The sequence below is a fragment of the Seonamhaeicola sp. ML3 genome (assembly GCF_023273855.1).
GTDB lineage: Bacteria > Bacteroidota > Bacteroidia > Flavobacteriales > Flavobacteriaceae > Seonamhaeicola.
On the sequence record NZ_CP096884.1, the window covers coordinates 984,105 to 999,003 of the forward strand.

Genomic DNA, 14,899 nt, shown 5'->3' on the forward strand with positions numbered 1-14,899 from the left:
CATGACCTTAACACCTATTAAAACACCTGTAGTCGCTAAAAAAATGTTCCCAAATTATGTTTGGGACATGGCTACTACAGACAAAACCTTATATCTAACATTTGATGATGGCCCTACTCCAGAAATCACCAACTGGGTACTTAGCACTTTAAAACAATACAATGCCAAAGCCTCATTTTTCTGCATTGGCGACAACGTTAAAAAACATCCAAAACTGTTTCAACAGATTATTTCTGAAGGTCACGCCATAGGAAACCATACTCAAAATCACTTAAAAGGCTGGAAAGTAACATCGAAAGACTATTTAAAAAATGTAGAGGCATGCGATAAAGTTTTCAAATCTGAAATGATAGATGATCAATCGCAAATGGTTAATCTCTTTCGGCCACCCTATGGAAAAATAACGCCAAAACAAGGAAAAAAACTCATCAAAATAGGTTACAAAATAATAATGTGGGATGTTTTATCTTTTGATTGGGACAAAAATGTTAGTCCTAACAATTGTCTAAACAATGTTATTACTAAAGCCAAACCGGGCAGTATTGTAGTATTTCATGATAGTGTAAAAGCCTCTAAAAACATGATGCATGCGCTACCGAAAGTTCTGGAGCATTTTAGAGATAAAGGTTACAGATTTAAGAGCCTTTCTTAAAGGTATTCTTGTAAGACATCTATTAACGAATTTGCATCTACCTCACCGCTTTGGCGCCATTTCATTTCACCGCCTTTATAAATAATTAACGTAGGAAGTGCTTTTACCCGAAGTGCCTCAGCGAGTTCTTCATTCTTATCGACATCAATTTTAATCACTTTTGCTTTATCGCCCAATGCAGCTGCAACGTCTCTTAAAACAACGTGCATTGCAGTAGATTGGTCGTTCCAGTCTGTATAAAACTCCAATAACACTGGAATCTCAACATCTATAAGTTCCCCAAATTTAGACATAGGCTTTAGTATTAATTGGTAAATGCCATATTACAAACCTAAACATTTTTTTCGGCATAAAGTCAAACCCTTAATTATCAGGGCCAAAACAAAAGTTATTCTCAAGTCTAATTTATTAAAAAAGGACGAAACAGCACAATTTAATTTTATACTGCTTTAGGGCCTCTTTTAAGTTCTATAACCGTAATCTCTGGCCATATACCTACACGCCCTGGAAAGGCCAAATAGCCAAAACCTCGGTTTACGTTAATGTATTGCCCCAATTCTTCGTAAATACCGGCCCAATGTTTGTAACGCCACTTTACAGGGCTCCATTTAAACCACCCCGGTATTTCTATCCCAAATTGCATACCATGAGTATGGCCGCTTAACGTTAAATGATAGTGATACTTATCTTTAACCACCTCTTTTTCCCAATGGGATGGGTCATGGCTTAACAATATTTTAAAGTCTTCTTGATTTACTTTAGAAGAGGCTTTTTTCAAATCTCCTGCTTTTTTAAATCCGCCGGCTCCCCAATTTTCAACACCAACTAAAGCAATACGTTCTCCGTTTTTTTCGATAAATCTACTATCGTTGAGAAGCAAATCGAAACCTATTTCCTTTTGAACGGCCTTTAAATCTTCTAGATTTTGCCGCTTAGCTTCTTCAGATTCCCAACGTACATAATCCCCATAATCATGATTACCAAGTACAGAGTACAGACCATCTTTGGCTTTAAGTTTACCAAAAACATCAATGTAAGGTTGCATTTCAGTCGCTTTGTTATTCACCATATCACCGGTAAAAAGAATAACGTCGCTTTTTTGTTCGTTTATCAAATCTATAGCGTAGCTTACCTTTTCTTTATCATCAAAACTACCGGAGTGTACATCACTAATCTGGGTGAGTTTATAGCCATCGAAAGCTTCTGGTAAATCTTCAAAATGAAGCGTATACTTCAAGACTTTAAAATTGTATTTCCCTTTAATTACACCGTAAAGAATGGATGCAAAAGGGATAGCAGCTACACCAAGAGCCAGTTGGGAAATAAATTTTCGTCTGCCACTTAAAGTTACCGGAACTTCGGTGCTACTGGAAAACTTTTCGACAACAAAGACCAAACCTCGAATAAGGTCTTCTGCTAAAAGCGTTAATCCGATAATAATTTTTGGAACATAGAATAGAACACACAATATGAGTGCAAGTGAAAAACTAAATGGAATACCGTTAGACCTATCGAAGGTGAAAATCTGAAACAAAAAATTACCTAAAATCGCCAAGGACACAAAAACATAAATGTAGGTAACCAAATGGCTTTTAAAAATTGCCTTTAGGGATTGTAGCGTATAGAAATCCAAAAGCAATAAAACTAGAATAAAAAACAGTAATCGAAGCAACATTTAATTTTTCATCAAAGATAGCGGTAATATAAATTACAGTTAAAAAACGGTTATTTATTTAACGAATAGTTAAGATTTACAACTAAGACGAAAAAATTGAGTATGTATTACGAATTGCTTTCATTTAAATTCTTGTGAATTTTTAATAAAAAATTCATGTACATTTGATTTTCTATCAAATTGAATCCAATGTCTGAACAAAAACGCCTTTTTTTAGTTGATGCTTACGCCCTTATTTTCCGTGGTTACTACGCTTTTATAAAGAACCCTAGAATAAACTCCAAAGGCACAGATACGTCAGCTATTTTGGGTTTTATGAACTCTCTATTGGATGTAATTAAACGTGAACGCCCAGACCATTTGGCCGTTTGTTTTGATAAAGGCGGTAGTGCTGACCGCGTTGAGATGTATGAAGCCTATAAAGCCAATAGAGACGAAACTCCCGAAGCCATAAAAATAGCGGTGCCATACATTCAAAGTATTTTAAAAGCTATGCACATCCCCATTATGGTAAAAGAGGGCTATGAGGCCGACGATGTTATTGGCACACTTTCTAAACAAGCCGAAAAAGAAGGCTATAAAACCTATATGGTAACTCCAGATAAAGACTTTGCCCAATTGGTATCTGAGAACATTTTTATGTACCGCCCCGTTTTTGGTGGTGGCTATGAAACTTGGGGTATTCCTGAAGTTCAGAAAAAATTTGAAGTTGAAGACCCTTTACAGGTTATAGACTTTTTAGGTATGATGGGAGATTCGAGCGATAATATCCCTGGTTTGCCTGGTGTTGGCGAAAAAACAGCTAAGAAATTCATCAACCAATTTGGTTCAATGGAAGGTCTTCTTGCTAATACAGATCAGCTTAAAGGTAAAATGAAAGAGAAAGTTGAGGCCAATGGCGAATTAGGTTTACTTTCAAAGAAGTTAGCGACCATTATGCTCGATGTACCTGTAACTTTCGATGCTAAAGATTTTGAACTAGACCATCCAGATATAGAACAGGTGAAAACGATTTTTCAGGATTTAGAGTTTAGGCGATTGACCGATAATTTCCTAAAAACTTTTGCCGAGAATAGTGAGCCTTTAGCGACTGAAAACCCTACATCTACAACCGAATCAAAAAGTCCTGCAAAGGCAAAATCATCAGCAGGAGCCGGTCAGTTTTCCTTATTTGATACAGACGGCTCAATTGGAACAGATACTGAAACAAGTTCAGCATTTACAAGAAAAACAGCAGAAACCACATCACATTTTTATCAATATATAAACACCAGCGTAGCTAAAGCATTGTTCTTAAAAAAGTTGATGCAACAAAGTAGTGTTTGCTTCGATACGGAAACCACTGGAATAAATCCAATAACTGCCGAATTGGTTGGGATTGCTTTTTCTTGGGAAGCTGGTAAGGGCTTTTATTTACCTTTTCCAGAAAACAAAGATGAGGCCCAAGAATTAATTGAAGAATTACGTCCATTTTTTGAAAGCGAAGACATTGAAAAAATTGGTCAGAATTTAAAATACGATATCAAAGTTTTAGCAAAGTATCATGTAGAAGTAAGGGGTAAATTATTTGATACGATGTTGGCCCATTACCTCATAAATCCAGATATGCGCCACAACATGGATGTGCTGGCTGAAACCTATCTAAACTACACGCCAATTTCTATTGAAACCCTAATTGGTAAGAAAGGAAAAAATCAACTTTCTATGCGCGATGTAGCCTTAGATAAACAAACAGAATATGCTGTTGAAGATGCCGATATCACTCTTCAATTAAAGGAACATTTTCAAAACGAACTAGGCGAAGCCAATATCCAAAAACTGTTTGATGATATAGAACTACCTCTTTTAAGGGTTTTAGCCAATATGGAACTAGAAGGCATTAATTTAGATAAGGCCTTTTTAAATTCCTTGTCTGAAGATTTAGATACCGATATTAAGGATTTAGAACAGAAAATATACGTAGCTGCAGGTGAAGAATTCAACATAGCTTCACCAAAGCAATTAGGGGTTATCCTCTTTGAAAAAATGAAGTTGGTTGATAAACCCAAAAAGACTAAAACAGGACAATATTCCACCTCGGAAGATGTATTAAGCTATTTAGCTAAAGATCATGAAATCATCCAAAACATCTTAGATTTTAGAGGACTTTCAAAATTAAAAAGCACTTATGTAGACGCTCTGCCAAATCAGGTTGAAACTAGTACAGGGCGAGTGCATACAGATTATATGCAAACCGTAGCTGCTACGGGACGTTTAAGCAGTAATAACCCCAACCTTCAAAATATACCCATTCGAACGGAACGTGGCCGACAAGTCAGAAAAGCGTTTATTCCAAGAAATGGAGATTATACACTTTTAGCTGCCGATTACTCTCAGATAGAATTACGTGTTATTGCGGCTTTAAGCCAAGAGGAAACCATGATAGAAGCCTTTAAAAACGGGGAAGACATTCATGCTTCAACGGCTTCAAAAGTTTTTAATGTGCCTATTAATGAAGTTACCAGAGAACAACGTAGCAATGCCAAAACGGTTAACTTCGGGATTATTTATGGTGTCTCTGCATTTGGATTAAGCAACCAGACCAACCTAAGCAGAAGTGAATCTAAAGACCTAATAGACACCTATTACACTACATACCCTAAACTTAGAAACTTTGTAAGTGAGCAAGTGGCCTTTGCACGCGATAATGGTTACGTACAAACTGTTCTAGGAAGACGTCGCTACCTAAAAGATATCAATTCAAGAAATGCCGTAGTTCGTGGTGCTGCTGAACGAAATGCTGTAAATGCTCCTATTCAAGGGAGTGCGGCAGATATTATAAAAATTGCCATGATTAATATTCACAACAAATTAAATGAAGGCAATTTTAATACTAAAATGCTATTGCAAGTACATGATGAATTGGTATTCGACGTATATAAGCCCGAATTGGAAGCCATCAAATCTTTAGTTAAAACCGAAATGGAAAATGCTTATAAACTAGAAGTACCTTTAGATGTGGATTTAGACATTGGTGATAACTGGTTGGAGGCGCACTAAGAGTTGACCAGAACTCATATAACACCCCTATAATCCCCTCGAGGGGATATTGTGTTGGGTTGTCACCTTTAAGGCATATTCTCTAGCCCAATATAACCCTTGTCAATACCTCCCAAAAGTTAAAATTAGTAAGGCTTAAACCAAGCAAACGACCTCTTACAGGATAGAGATTGTTGCTATGGGAGCTGTCAAAAAGATTTGTTGCATCTTAAGTTTTATGTATGCCATGCATGCCGTGGGACAAACCTGCTGTTCTGGTGGTATTCCCCTTTCCAACAACATAGGTCTGCCTTTATCTGAAAAAGGCACTTTTCAATTCGGACTCAATTACGATTTTAATAATCTAAACACTTTAAATGCTGGCTCCGAACGACTGAATGACGACACACGTCTAAGAACTACACATTCTGTACTTCTTAACAGTAGCTTTGCTCTTACAAATACTTTGTCTGTTGAAGGATTATTTACATGGGTAAATCAACGTCGTATCATTACAAGTCCTTTCGACGGAAGCAGAAATTTAGAAGCCTCTTCTGGCGTTGGTGATGCCATTCTGTTAGTTAAACATAATTTCCTGAACCTCATATCAAAAGATAGCGATTTAACCTTGGGATTGGGAACAAAGATGCCTTTAGGCTCATCTACCGAAGTAGACAGGAACGGTATTTTACTTATTAACGATTTACAACCCGGAAGTAATGCTTGGGATATCATCTATTGGTTATCTACTGCGAAACGCTTTAATTTCAGGCCTTCGTTAAACGTCTCTACAAGGTTTGTATACAGAAATACGGGTACTGATACAGAATACCTAGGAAACTCTACTTATAAATTCGGTAACGAATTTCAGGCTTTTTTAGGTTTTTCAGATCAATTTACGCTGCTAAAAACACTTGTATCTCCAAGTATAAACTTCAAGTATCGCAACACAGTAAAAGATAGAATTGAAGGTAGACAGCTTGATAACACTGGTGGTAATTGGATTTTTTTAATCCCTAACATTTCCATAAACTTAACTCCTAATCTAACGCTATCAACCAAGGCCGAATTACCACTTTACAGTAATGTAGACGGTACACAATTAACACCTACTTATAGATTAACAACTGGCTTCCTGTATAAGCTATCTCCAAAAGAAAGTCCATTAAATTTTAATTCAAAATAAAAATGAAAAAGCATTTAATTTTCTTGTTTACCATTACCCTTTTATGGTCTTGTAGCAGTTCTGAAACCATACCATTAGATAACCCGAACCCGTCACCACAAGCCTTGGAATGGCTAATCCCTATAAACGAAGTAAGAGATGGCGGCCCAGGGAAAGATGGGATTCCCTCAATCGATGACCCAAAATTTACCAACGCCAATAATGTCGATTTTTTGAACGATGATGACTTGGTTATTGGTATTTTCCAAAACGGTATTGCTAGAGCTTACCCACACGTGGTTATGGATTGGCACGAAGTTACCAACGATGAAATAAACGGGGCTTTTTTTACTTTAAATTATTGTCCGCTTACAGGCACAGCATTTGCTTGGGAAAGTGTATCGAAAAACGCAAGGACGACTTTTGGTGTTTCAGGACTCCTTTACAATGCTAACTTGATAATGTACGATAGAAACACAGACAGTAATTGGTCGCAATTAGGATTAGAGTGTGTAAATGGCGAACTCATTGGAGACCAACCTAAACTGTATAATGTGATAGAAACGAATTGGGCTACTTGGAAAACCCTATATCACGATTCTCAGGTTTTAAATACCAATACCGGTTTTTCAAGATCTTATGGTATTTCTCCTTATGGCGATTATGCTGTAAACAACGAACGCTTTATTTTTAGGCCAGCCATAACAAACCCAGCCCTACCAAACAAACAAAGGGTCTATACTATTATTGATGATGACAAGGCAAAAGTTTATCAATTCTCTGACTTTGAAAACGGAAAAGTAATTCGCGATAATTTTAACGGCAATGATTATTTGATTGTTGGAAATAGCAATGTTATTAATGCCTTTAAATTAGATCCTAATACTTCTAACCACAATTTTAGCTACAGCTTTAATAATTCTGAAGTTTTTTTTAGTGATGATAATGGTAATAGCTATTCTATTTTTGGGAATGTTGTAAGTAATTCTAGAAATGGCATATCTTTTGAACCAGTAAAATCTGTAATGAGTTATTGGTTTGCTATCGCTGCATTTTACCCTAATCCAGAAATTTATGAGACTCCTTAAAATAATGCTCTAATACCATAACAATTGATGAAACACATTATCAAAATTCTGATACTAATTGTTTTTTTTTGTTTTAGTTGCCAAACTGATGACTTGGATTTATTTGACCCCAATGCGGTTAGAGACCCTATAACTATAGATTCTCAAATTACCTTTGCAGACCCCAATTTGGTGCAAGAGGCAAAGGATTTACATGCCAGGTTGCAGCACATTACACAAAAAGGAATTGCCTTTGGCCAACAAGAGGCTATTTTTGGTGGTTTGGACTTTTATGAATACAATTCACTCGAAAGCGATTTTAGTTTAGCAGCAGGAGATTACCCGGCCATTATTGGCTTCGATTTAGAGGGTTGGGAGCGCTGGGACACTTCAATCCCAATTGAGCGTTTTTTGTCTCGATGGGAAAGCGCTATAAAGAACGCCCATAATAATGGCAGTATAATTACGATAAGTTGGCATGCCTCGAATCCATTATCAGGGGGCGATGCCTTTGACAGGACAAAAGTTGTAGGTGAAATGCTAGAAGGCGGATCCGTAAGGAGTAGGTTTCTACGCTACTTAGAAGATATTGCTTTCTTTCTTAACGAGTTAAAAGACGAGAATGGTCGCCCTATACCCGTTCTCTTTCGCCCATGGCATGAAATGAACGGGGATTTCTTCTATTGGGGCGAAGGTCTTAGAACAAACGAAGAGTTTAAACAGCTCTACAGGGATACCGTAACTATATTGAGTGAAACGTATAATGTACATAATGCTCTATATGTTTATTCGCCCAACATTGTAACCAACGCGGCTGAGTACATGAAGAATTACCCAGGTGACGATTATGTAGATATGCTCGGTATAGACCTCTATGACTTTAGAAATGGTAATTTTCTCAATGATGCTATTCGGAATTTAGATATCGTTGAAAATATAGCTCGTGAAAAAAATATGCTCTTTGCACTTACCGAAACTGGGATAGAGAATGTACCACAGAGCAACTGGTGGACCGATAATCTATATAGAGCTATAAGAAGTAGTTCAATAACTTATGTTATGATTTGGAGGAATGCCAGAAAAGACCACTTTTTCGGACCTTATGAAGGGCATCCTTCCGAAGAGGATTTTAGAACCTTTGTATCCAAAGACGTTATCCTATTAAACAGTGATATACAAACGGAATAATGCTTAACGCCTCTTCTTCTTAGACCTAAACTTGGCTTTATTTTTTCTTTGATTAAAAGGCACGGCGTCATTAAAGGTATTCTTGGTTTTACCAGGTTTGTTTTTGCGCCATTTGTCGTTTTCTGGCAACAGCACTTTTAGTAGATCCTGTCTGCCCAACTTATCCAAGGTATTTTTAATCCAAGCCTTATTCTCATTTTTATACCAAAAGAAAAAACGGTGTTGTTCGTCTTTTTCCTTTTGAGTCTTTGGTGTTTTAACCTTTTCCAGAGTATACGGGTGATAACCACTGTAATAAATCACGGTAGCCACGGTCATAGGTGTAGGCGTAAACCCTTGTACTTGTTCTAATTGAAAGCCCATGTCTTTGGTTTCAGCAGCCAGGTTGGCCATATCCTCAGCTTCACAGGCCGGATGATTCGAAATAAAATAAGGTATTAATTGAAGTTTCAGCTTATGCTTTACATTGATTTTATCAAATCGATCCTTGAATTTATGAAAATATTTAAACGAAGGTTTTCGCATCAATTTTAAAACGGGATCGCTAGTATGTTCAGGTGCTACTTTTAATCTACCTGAAACATGCTTGGTCATGACCTCTTCGGTATAATCATCAAGTTCTTTGGCATCGGCATTTTTATTGAATTCGGGTACTAACATATCATGACGAATACCACTACCAATAAAAGACTTTTTCACCTTTGGATGACTATCAACCGCTTGATATAGCTGCGTTAAAGGTTTATGAGATGTATCTAGATTACTACATATAACAGGCGAAATACAAGAAGGCGCCACACACTTATCGCATATAGATTGAATCTTACCTTTCATTTTGTACATGTTGGCACTAGGCCCACCAATATCTGATAAATATCCTTTAAAATCAGGCATATTAGCCACTTTATCAACTTCTTTCAATACCGATTCCTGACTTCGCGAAGCAATAAATTTCCCTTGGTGGGCTGATATGGTACAAAAACTACATCCGCCAAAACAGCCTCTGTGAACATTTATAGAGAACTTGATCATTTCAAAAGCAGGTATAGGACCGCGCTTATTGTATTTAGGGTGTGGTAATCTGGTGTAGGGCAAATCAAACGAAGCATCAATCTCATCCTCTGTCATCGTTGGATACGGCGGATTAATCATCAATGTTTTATCACCAACTTTTTGAAAAATTCGCCTAGCATACAACTTATTGGATTCCTGCTCTATGATTTTAAAGTTGGATGCGTAGGTTTTTTTATCCTGTAAACAAGTTTCATGTGATGCTATTTCTACATCTTCCCAATTACTGTTTTTTGGAATTTTATCGTCTTCATTGAGTAGAACGGCCGTTTGCTTTACCGTATTAATACTGCTAAAAGGCACCCCTTTTTGCAACAATCTAACCACCTCACGTAAAGGTTGCTCTCCCATACCATAAACCAGCATATCGGCTTTAGAAGTTTCTAAGATAGTTGGCAACAACTTATCGCTCCAATAATCATAATGGGTTACACGTCTTAATGAAGCCTCTATACCTCCAATAAGCACAGGAACATCAGGCCATTTTTCTTTTAAGATTTTAGTGTAAACCGTGGTGGCATAATCGGGTCTAAATCCAATATCACCATTGGGTGTGTAGGCGTCTTTTTTACGGCGTTTCTTGTTGGCGTTGTAATTACTGATCATGGGGTCCATACACCCGCCGGTAACACCAAAGAATAATTTGGGTGCTCCCAACTTTACAAAATCCTGAAGATTATCATTAACATTGGGCTGGGGTACAATGGCCACTCTTAACCCATAACTTTCCAAAATACGACCAATAACCGCAGGACCAAAAGACGGATGATCCACATAGGCATCGCCACTAAACAATATAACGTCTAGTTCCTCCCAACCACGAATTTTCACTTCTTTATTAGTGGTTGGCAACCATGCTGATAACCTTAACTCCTCCATTGCTTTGCAAAAATAGCTAAAAAATCACGGTTTGGTGCCTAATAGTTTATTATGATTGATAATTACACTGAAATCATAAGAAGCACAAGAAAATAAAAAAAGAGTGTATTTTTGCACTTCCTTATTTTAAGACATGAGCATCATTTCAAAAGATATAGAAAAAGCTGCAGCTATTTTAAGTGCAGAAAAACTGGTGGCCATACCTACAGAAACCGTGTATGGCTTGGCTGGCAATATCTTTAGTGAAAAAGCGATAAAATTAATTTTCAAGACAAAGCAAAGACCACTTTTTAATCCGCTTATTGTCCATATACCCTCAATTGAAAGATTAAAAGATATAGCGAGCCACATACCTCCCAAAGCACAGCAATTAGCTGAAACGTTTTGGCCAGGCTCCATGACTTTAGTTCTTAAAAAACAGGAGACTATTCCAGATTTAGTAACTGCAGGAAAGGATACCGTTGCGGTAAGAGTTCCTAATCACCCCGTAACTTTAGAATTATTAAAACAGCTTGACTTTCCTTTGGCAGCGCCTAGCGCTAACCCCTTTGGAAGCATTAGCCCCACCAAACCGGAACACGTTACGAGCTATTTTGAAGATAATATCGAACAGGTTTTAGATGGTGGTGCTTGTAAAAATGGTATCGAATCAACGATTATCGGTTTTGAAAATGAAGACCCTATCATATATCGTCTTGGGTCTTTGTCTATAGAGGACATAGAGAACGTTATCGGTCCTGTTAACTTAAAAAACAAAAAAGAAATAAAACCAGATGCTCCTGGGATGTTGGCTCGACACTATGCGCCCAATACTCGAACTTTTTTAACTGAAAATGTTTTAGAAGAGATAGAAAAGCATGTGAGCAAACGCATTGGCATCCTATCCTTTAAAACGCTATTCAAAGATAAACGTATTACCACTCAAATAGTGCTTTCAGAAAAAGGTGACATGGCAGAAGCTATGTCTAGATTGTATGCTTCCATGCATACTTTAGATGGTCAAAATCTAGATGTTATAATTGCACAACGCTTTCCAGATTACGACCTAGGAAAATCAATAAACGACAGATTGCAGCGTGCTACTTTTAGCAGTTAATTTTTAATGCTTGCAGCTATCTGATTTTCAGCAAGAAAAAATCCCCAGCTTAGGTTTGTTAATCAAATATTTAATCGTAAATTTGCAAACTCTTTTTTGAAGAGGAATGTTTAATATATAAAAATAATTAGTGTGGACACATTAAGCTACAAAACGATTTCAGCAAACAAAGCTACTGTTAATAAAGAGTGGGTTTTGGTTGATGCTGAAGGTCAGACGCTTGGTCGTTTAGCTTCTAAAGTTGCAAAACTTTTAAGAGGTAAGCACAAGCCAAACTTCACACCACACGTTGATTGCGGAGATAATGTAATTATTATCAATGCAGAAAAAATCAACTTAACTGGAAACAAGTGGACAGATAAATCATATATCCGTCACACAGGTTACCCAGGAGGTCAAAGAAGTTTAACTGCTACTGAATTGTATGGAAAAGATCCAGCAAGAATAGTAGAAAAATCAGTAAAAGGAATGTTGCCTAAGAACAAATTAGGGGCAGCTTTATTCCGTAACTTAACAGTTGTTGTAGGTGCTGAGCACAGTCATGAGGCTCAAAAACCTAAAACAATTAACTTAAACGAATTCAAATAATGGATGTAATTCACAAAATTGGCCGTAGAAAGACGGCTGTTGCTCGTGTGTATGTTGCCCAAGGAAAGGGAAACATAACTATTAACAAAAAAGACTTAGCGGATTACTTTACTACTGGAACACTTCAGTATAAAGTTAATCAACCTTTAGCTTTGACTAACAATGAAGGCAACTTTGATATTACAGTTAATGTATATGGAGGTGGCATTACTGGCCAAGCCGAAGCTGTACGTTTAGCTATATCTCGTGCTTTATGTGAAGTGGATGCTGAAAACAGAGCTATCTTAAAACCAGAAGGATTATTAACTAGAGACCCAAGAATGGTAGAGCGTAAAAAATTCGGTCAGAAGAAAGCGCGTAAAAAATTCCAGTTCTCTAAACGTTAAAACCTTTTTTCGAAGTTTATTTGGATTTGCACTAAACTCAAGTTTAAGCTCATTCAAATAAACTTCAAATTAAAATTTAATTAAAAACAGTTATTGTTGTTCCTAGCCCTAAGGCAGGATTTAGTTTAGCATCTAAATGATTAAGGCGAATTAAAAAATGACCACTTAATCATTGCTAATTCAACAGAACGTAAACTATTACAAAAATGGCAGTAGAAGTAAAAGAATTACTTGAAGCAGGTGTACACTTCGGACACCTTACACGTAAGTGGGACCCAAACATGGCCCCTTACGTTTATATGGAACGTAACGGTATCCATATTATCAACCTTTACAAAACAGCGGCTAAAATTGATGAAGCTGGTGCAGCTTTAGCAAAAATCGCAGCCTCTGGAAGAAAGATTTTATTCGTAGCAACTAAAAAGCAAGCAAAAGATATCGTTGCTGAAAAAGCAGGCTCTATTAACATGCCTTACATCACAGAAAGATGGCCAGGTGGTATGTTAACTAACTTTGTTACTATCAGAAAAGCTGTTAAGAAAATGGCTTCTATTGATAGAATGAAAAAAGACGGTACTTTTAACACACTTTCTAAGAAAGAGCGTTTACAAGTAGACCGTTTAAGAGCTAAATTAGAGAAGAACTTAGGTTCTATTAGCGACATGACACGTTTACCAGGTGCGTTATTCGTAGTTGATATTAAGCGTGAGCATATTGCAATTAAAGAAGCTCAAAAATTAAACATTCCAATTTTTGCAATGGTAGATACCAACTCAGACCCACGTCAAGTTGATTATGTTATCCCTGCAAATGATGATGCTTCAAAATCAATAGACAAGATTTTATCATACGTAACAGATGCTGTTGCTGGTGGTTTAGCAGAACGCAAAGCTGAAAAGGATGCTGCTGCAGCTGAAAAAGATGCGCCTAAAGCTAAAGAAGCTCCAGCTAAGGCAGTAGTTGCTGAAGAAGAAGAATAAATAACATTAATAAAACATAAATAAGTCGTTTGGTTCTTTTCTTTGCAGAAATAAATTAAACGACTTTTTTAAATTAAAAATACTATGAGTACTACAGTAAAAATAACAGCCCAAGAGGTTAATAAACTTAGACAAGCTACAGGTGCAGGAATGATGGACTGCAAAAAAGCTTTAGTAGAAGCTGAAGGTGATTTTGATAAAGCAATTGAAGTTTTACGTAAAAAAGGACAAAAAGTTGCTGCCAAGAGAGCAGATCGTGAATCTAGCGAAGGTGCTGCTGTAGCAAAAGTAAATGCTGACAATACAGTTGGTGTTGCAATTGTATTAGGATGTGAAACCGATTTTGTTGGTAAAAACGAAAACTTTTTAGCACTTGCTAGTCAGTTAGGTGATATCGCTTTAAACACGGCTTCTAAAGAGGAGTTTTTAGCTGCTGACTTTGACGGAATGACCGTTGCAGATAAATTAGTTGAGCAAACGGGTGTAATTGGTGAGAAACTAGACATCAAAGCGTTTGAAAAAGTTGAAGCTGCTTACGTTGGTTCTTATGTTCACATAAACAAAATTGCTGCTGTTGTTGGTTTCTCTAGCGTAGTTGATAATGCTGAGACATTGGCTAAAGATGTCGCTATGCAAATCGCCTCTATGGGAGCTACTACATTATCTTACAAAGATTTCGACCCAGCTTATGTTGCTTCTGAAACTGAAGCTAGAATTGCTGCAATCGAAAAAGATAATGAAGAGTTAGAGCGTTTAGGAAAAACACTTAAAAACGTACCAAAATATATCTCTCAATTACAATTAACTGATGAGGCCATAGCACAAGCTGAAGAGGAAGCCAAAGCTGAATTAAAAGCTGAAGGTAAACCAGAGCAAATTTGGGATAGAATTTTACCAGGTAAAATGCAACGTTTCATTTCTGATAACACAACTTTAGATCAGGAACAATGTTTATTAAACCAAAACTTTATTAAAGACGAGAAGAAAACTGTTGAAGCTTACGTTTCTTCTTACGGTGAGGTTGAAATTACAGGTTTTAAACGTGTTACTTTAGGATAAGCTAATTTCTGCTTTCGCAGAAATCTTAATATCATAAAAAACCATCATTCTAAATTGTTAGAATGATGGTTTTCT

At 36.8% G+C, this 14,899-nt stretch carries 13 protein-coding genes; 10 read left to right on the top strand and 3 right to left on the bottom strand.

Going from position 1 to position 14,899, the window contains the following annotated elements; all coding sequences use genetic code 11:
- The first annotated feature begins 1 nt into the window (after position 1).
- A complete protein-coding gene (locus M0214_RS04485; RefSeq protein WP_248724272.1) occupies positions 2 to 652 on the top strand; it encodes a polysaccharide deacetylase family protein in 651 nt (216 codons plus the stop codon).
- Here M0214_RS04485 and M0214_RS04490 read toward each other — a convergent pair.
- The gene (locus M0214_RS04490; protein ID WP_248724273.1) at positions 649 to 945 is read right to left on the bottom strand and encodes a co-chaperone YbbN; all 297 of its coding nucleotides are present in this window, start codon (positions 943 to 945) and stop codon (positions 649 to 651) included. The two genes, M0214_RS04485 and M0214_RS04490, sit on opposite strands and share 4 nt — an antisense overlap.
- 146 nt (positions 946 to 1,091) lie before the next feature.
- The gene (locus M0214_RS04495) at positions 1,092 to 2,324 is read right to left on the bottom strand and encodes a metallophosphoesterase (protein ID WP_248724932.1); all 1,233 of its coding nucleotides are present in this window, start codon (positions 2,322 to 2,324) and stop codon (positions 1,092 to 1,094) included.
- A 192-nt stretch (positions 2,325 to 2,516) separates the two neighbouring features.
- Here M0214_RS04495 and polA point away from each other — a divergent pair, with 192 nt between their 5' ends.
- The 4 genes from polA (at position 2,517) to M0214_RS04515 (ending at position 8,765) form a co-directional block, all read left to right on the top strand.
- Positions 2,517 to 5,366, top strand: a complete 2,850-nt coding sequence (gene polA / locus M0214_RS04500) for a DNA polymerase I (protein ID WP_248724274.1) — start codon at positions 2,517 to 2,519, stop codon at positions 5,364 to 5,366.
- Between the two features lie 178 nt (positions 5,367 to 5,544).
- The gene (locus tag M0214_RS04505) at positions 5,545 to 6,531 is read left to right on the top strand and encodes a hypothetical protein (RefSeq protein ID WP_248724275.1); all 987 of its coding nucleotides are present in this window, start codon (positions 5,545 to 5,547) and stop codon (positions 6,529 to 6,531) included.
- A gap of 2 nt (positions 6,532 to 6,533) precedes the next feature.
- Positions 6,534 to 7,598 carry a DUF3179 domain-containing protein gene (locus tag M0214_RS04510; protein WP_248724276.1) on the top strand — a complete coding sequence of 355 codons (1,065 nt, stop codon included), beginning with the start codon at positions 6,534 to 6,536 and terminating at the stop codon, positions 7,596 to 7,598.
- Positions 7,599 to 7,691: 93 nt separating this feature from the next.
- Complete coding sequence (locus M0214_RS04515) at positions 7,692 to 8,765, top strand: glycoside hydrolase family 26 protein (protein ID WP_248724277.1); 1,074 nt, start codon at positions 7,692 to 7,694, stop codon at positions 8,763 to 8,765.
- Between the two features lie 3 nt (positions 8,766 to 8,768).
- On the opposite strand, the gene M0214_RS04520 is transcribed toward M0214_RS04515, so the two are convergent.
- Positions 8,769 to 10,715 (bottom strand): YgiQ family radical SAM protein, encoded by a 1,947-nt coding sequence (locus M0214_RS04520; protein WP_248724278.1) that lies wholly within the window; start codon positions 10,713 to 10,715, stop codon positions 8,769 to 8,771.
- Positions 10,716 to 10,848: 133 nt separating this feature from the next.
- Between M0214_RS04520 and M0214_RS04525 the strand changes: the two genes are divergently transcribed.
- The 5 genes from M0214_RS04525 (at position 10,849) to tsf (ending at position 14,824) form a co-directional block, all read left to right on the top strand.
- Positions 10,849 to 11,811: an L-threonylcarbamoyladenylate synthase gene (locus M0214_RS04525; RefSeq protein ID WP_248724279.1), complete on the top strand. Its 963-nt coding sequence runs from the start codon at positions 10,849 to 10,851 to the stop codon at positions 11,809 to 11,811.
- A 132-nt stretch (positions 11,812 to 11,943) separates the two neighbouring features.
- Positions 11,944 to 12,399 (top strand): 50S ribosomal protein L13, encoded by a 456-nt coding sequence (gene rplM, locus M0214_RS04530; RefSeq protein ID WP_248724280.1) that lies wholly within the window; start codon positions 11,944 to 11,946, stop codon positions 12,397 to 12,399.
- The gene (rpsI, locus tag M0214_RS04535; protein ID WP_248724281.1) at positions 12,399 to 12,785 is read left to right on the top strand and encodes a 30S ribosomal protein S9; all 387 of its coding nucleotides are present in this window, start codon (positions 12,399 to 12,401) and stop codon (positions 12,783 to 12,785) included. The genes rplM and rpsI overlap by 1 nt, the downstream gene beginning before the upstream one ends.
- Before the next feature lie 206 nt (positions 12,786 to 12,991).
- A complete protein-coding gene (rpsB, locus tag M0214_RS04540; protein WP_248724282.1) occupies positions 12,992 to 13,765 on the top strand; it encodes a 30S ribosomal protein S2 in 774 nt (257 codons plus the stop codon).
- 84 nt (positions 13,766 to 13,849) lie between these two features.
- Entirely contained in the window at positions 13,850 to 14,824 is a 975-nt protein-coding gene (tsf, locus tag M0214_RS04545; RefSeq protein WP_248724283.1) for a translation elongation factor Ts, read from the top strand.
- Positions 14,825 to 14,899: the final 75 nt, after the last annotated feature.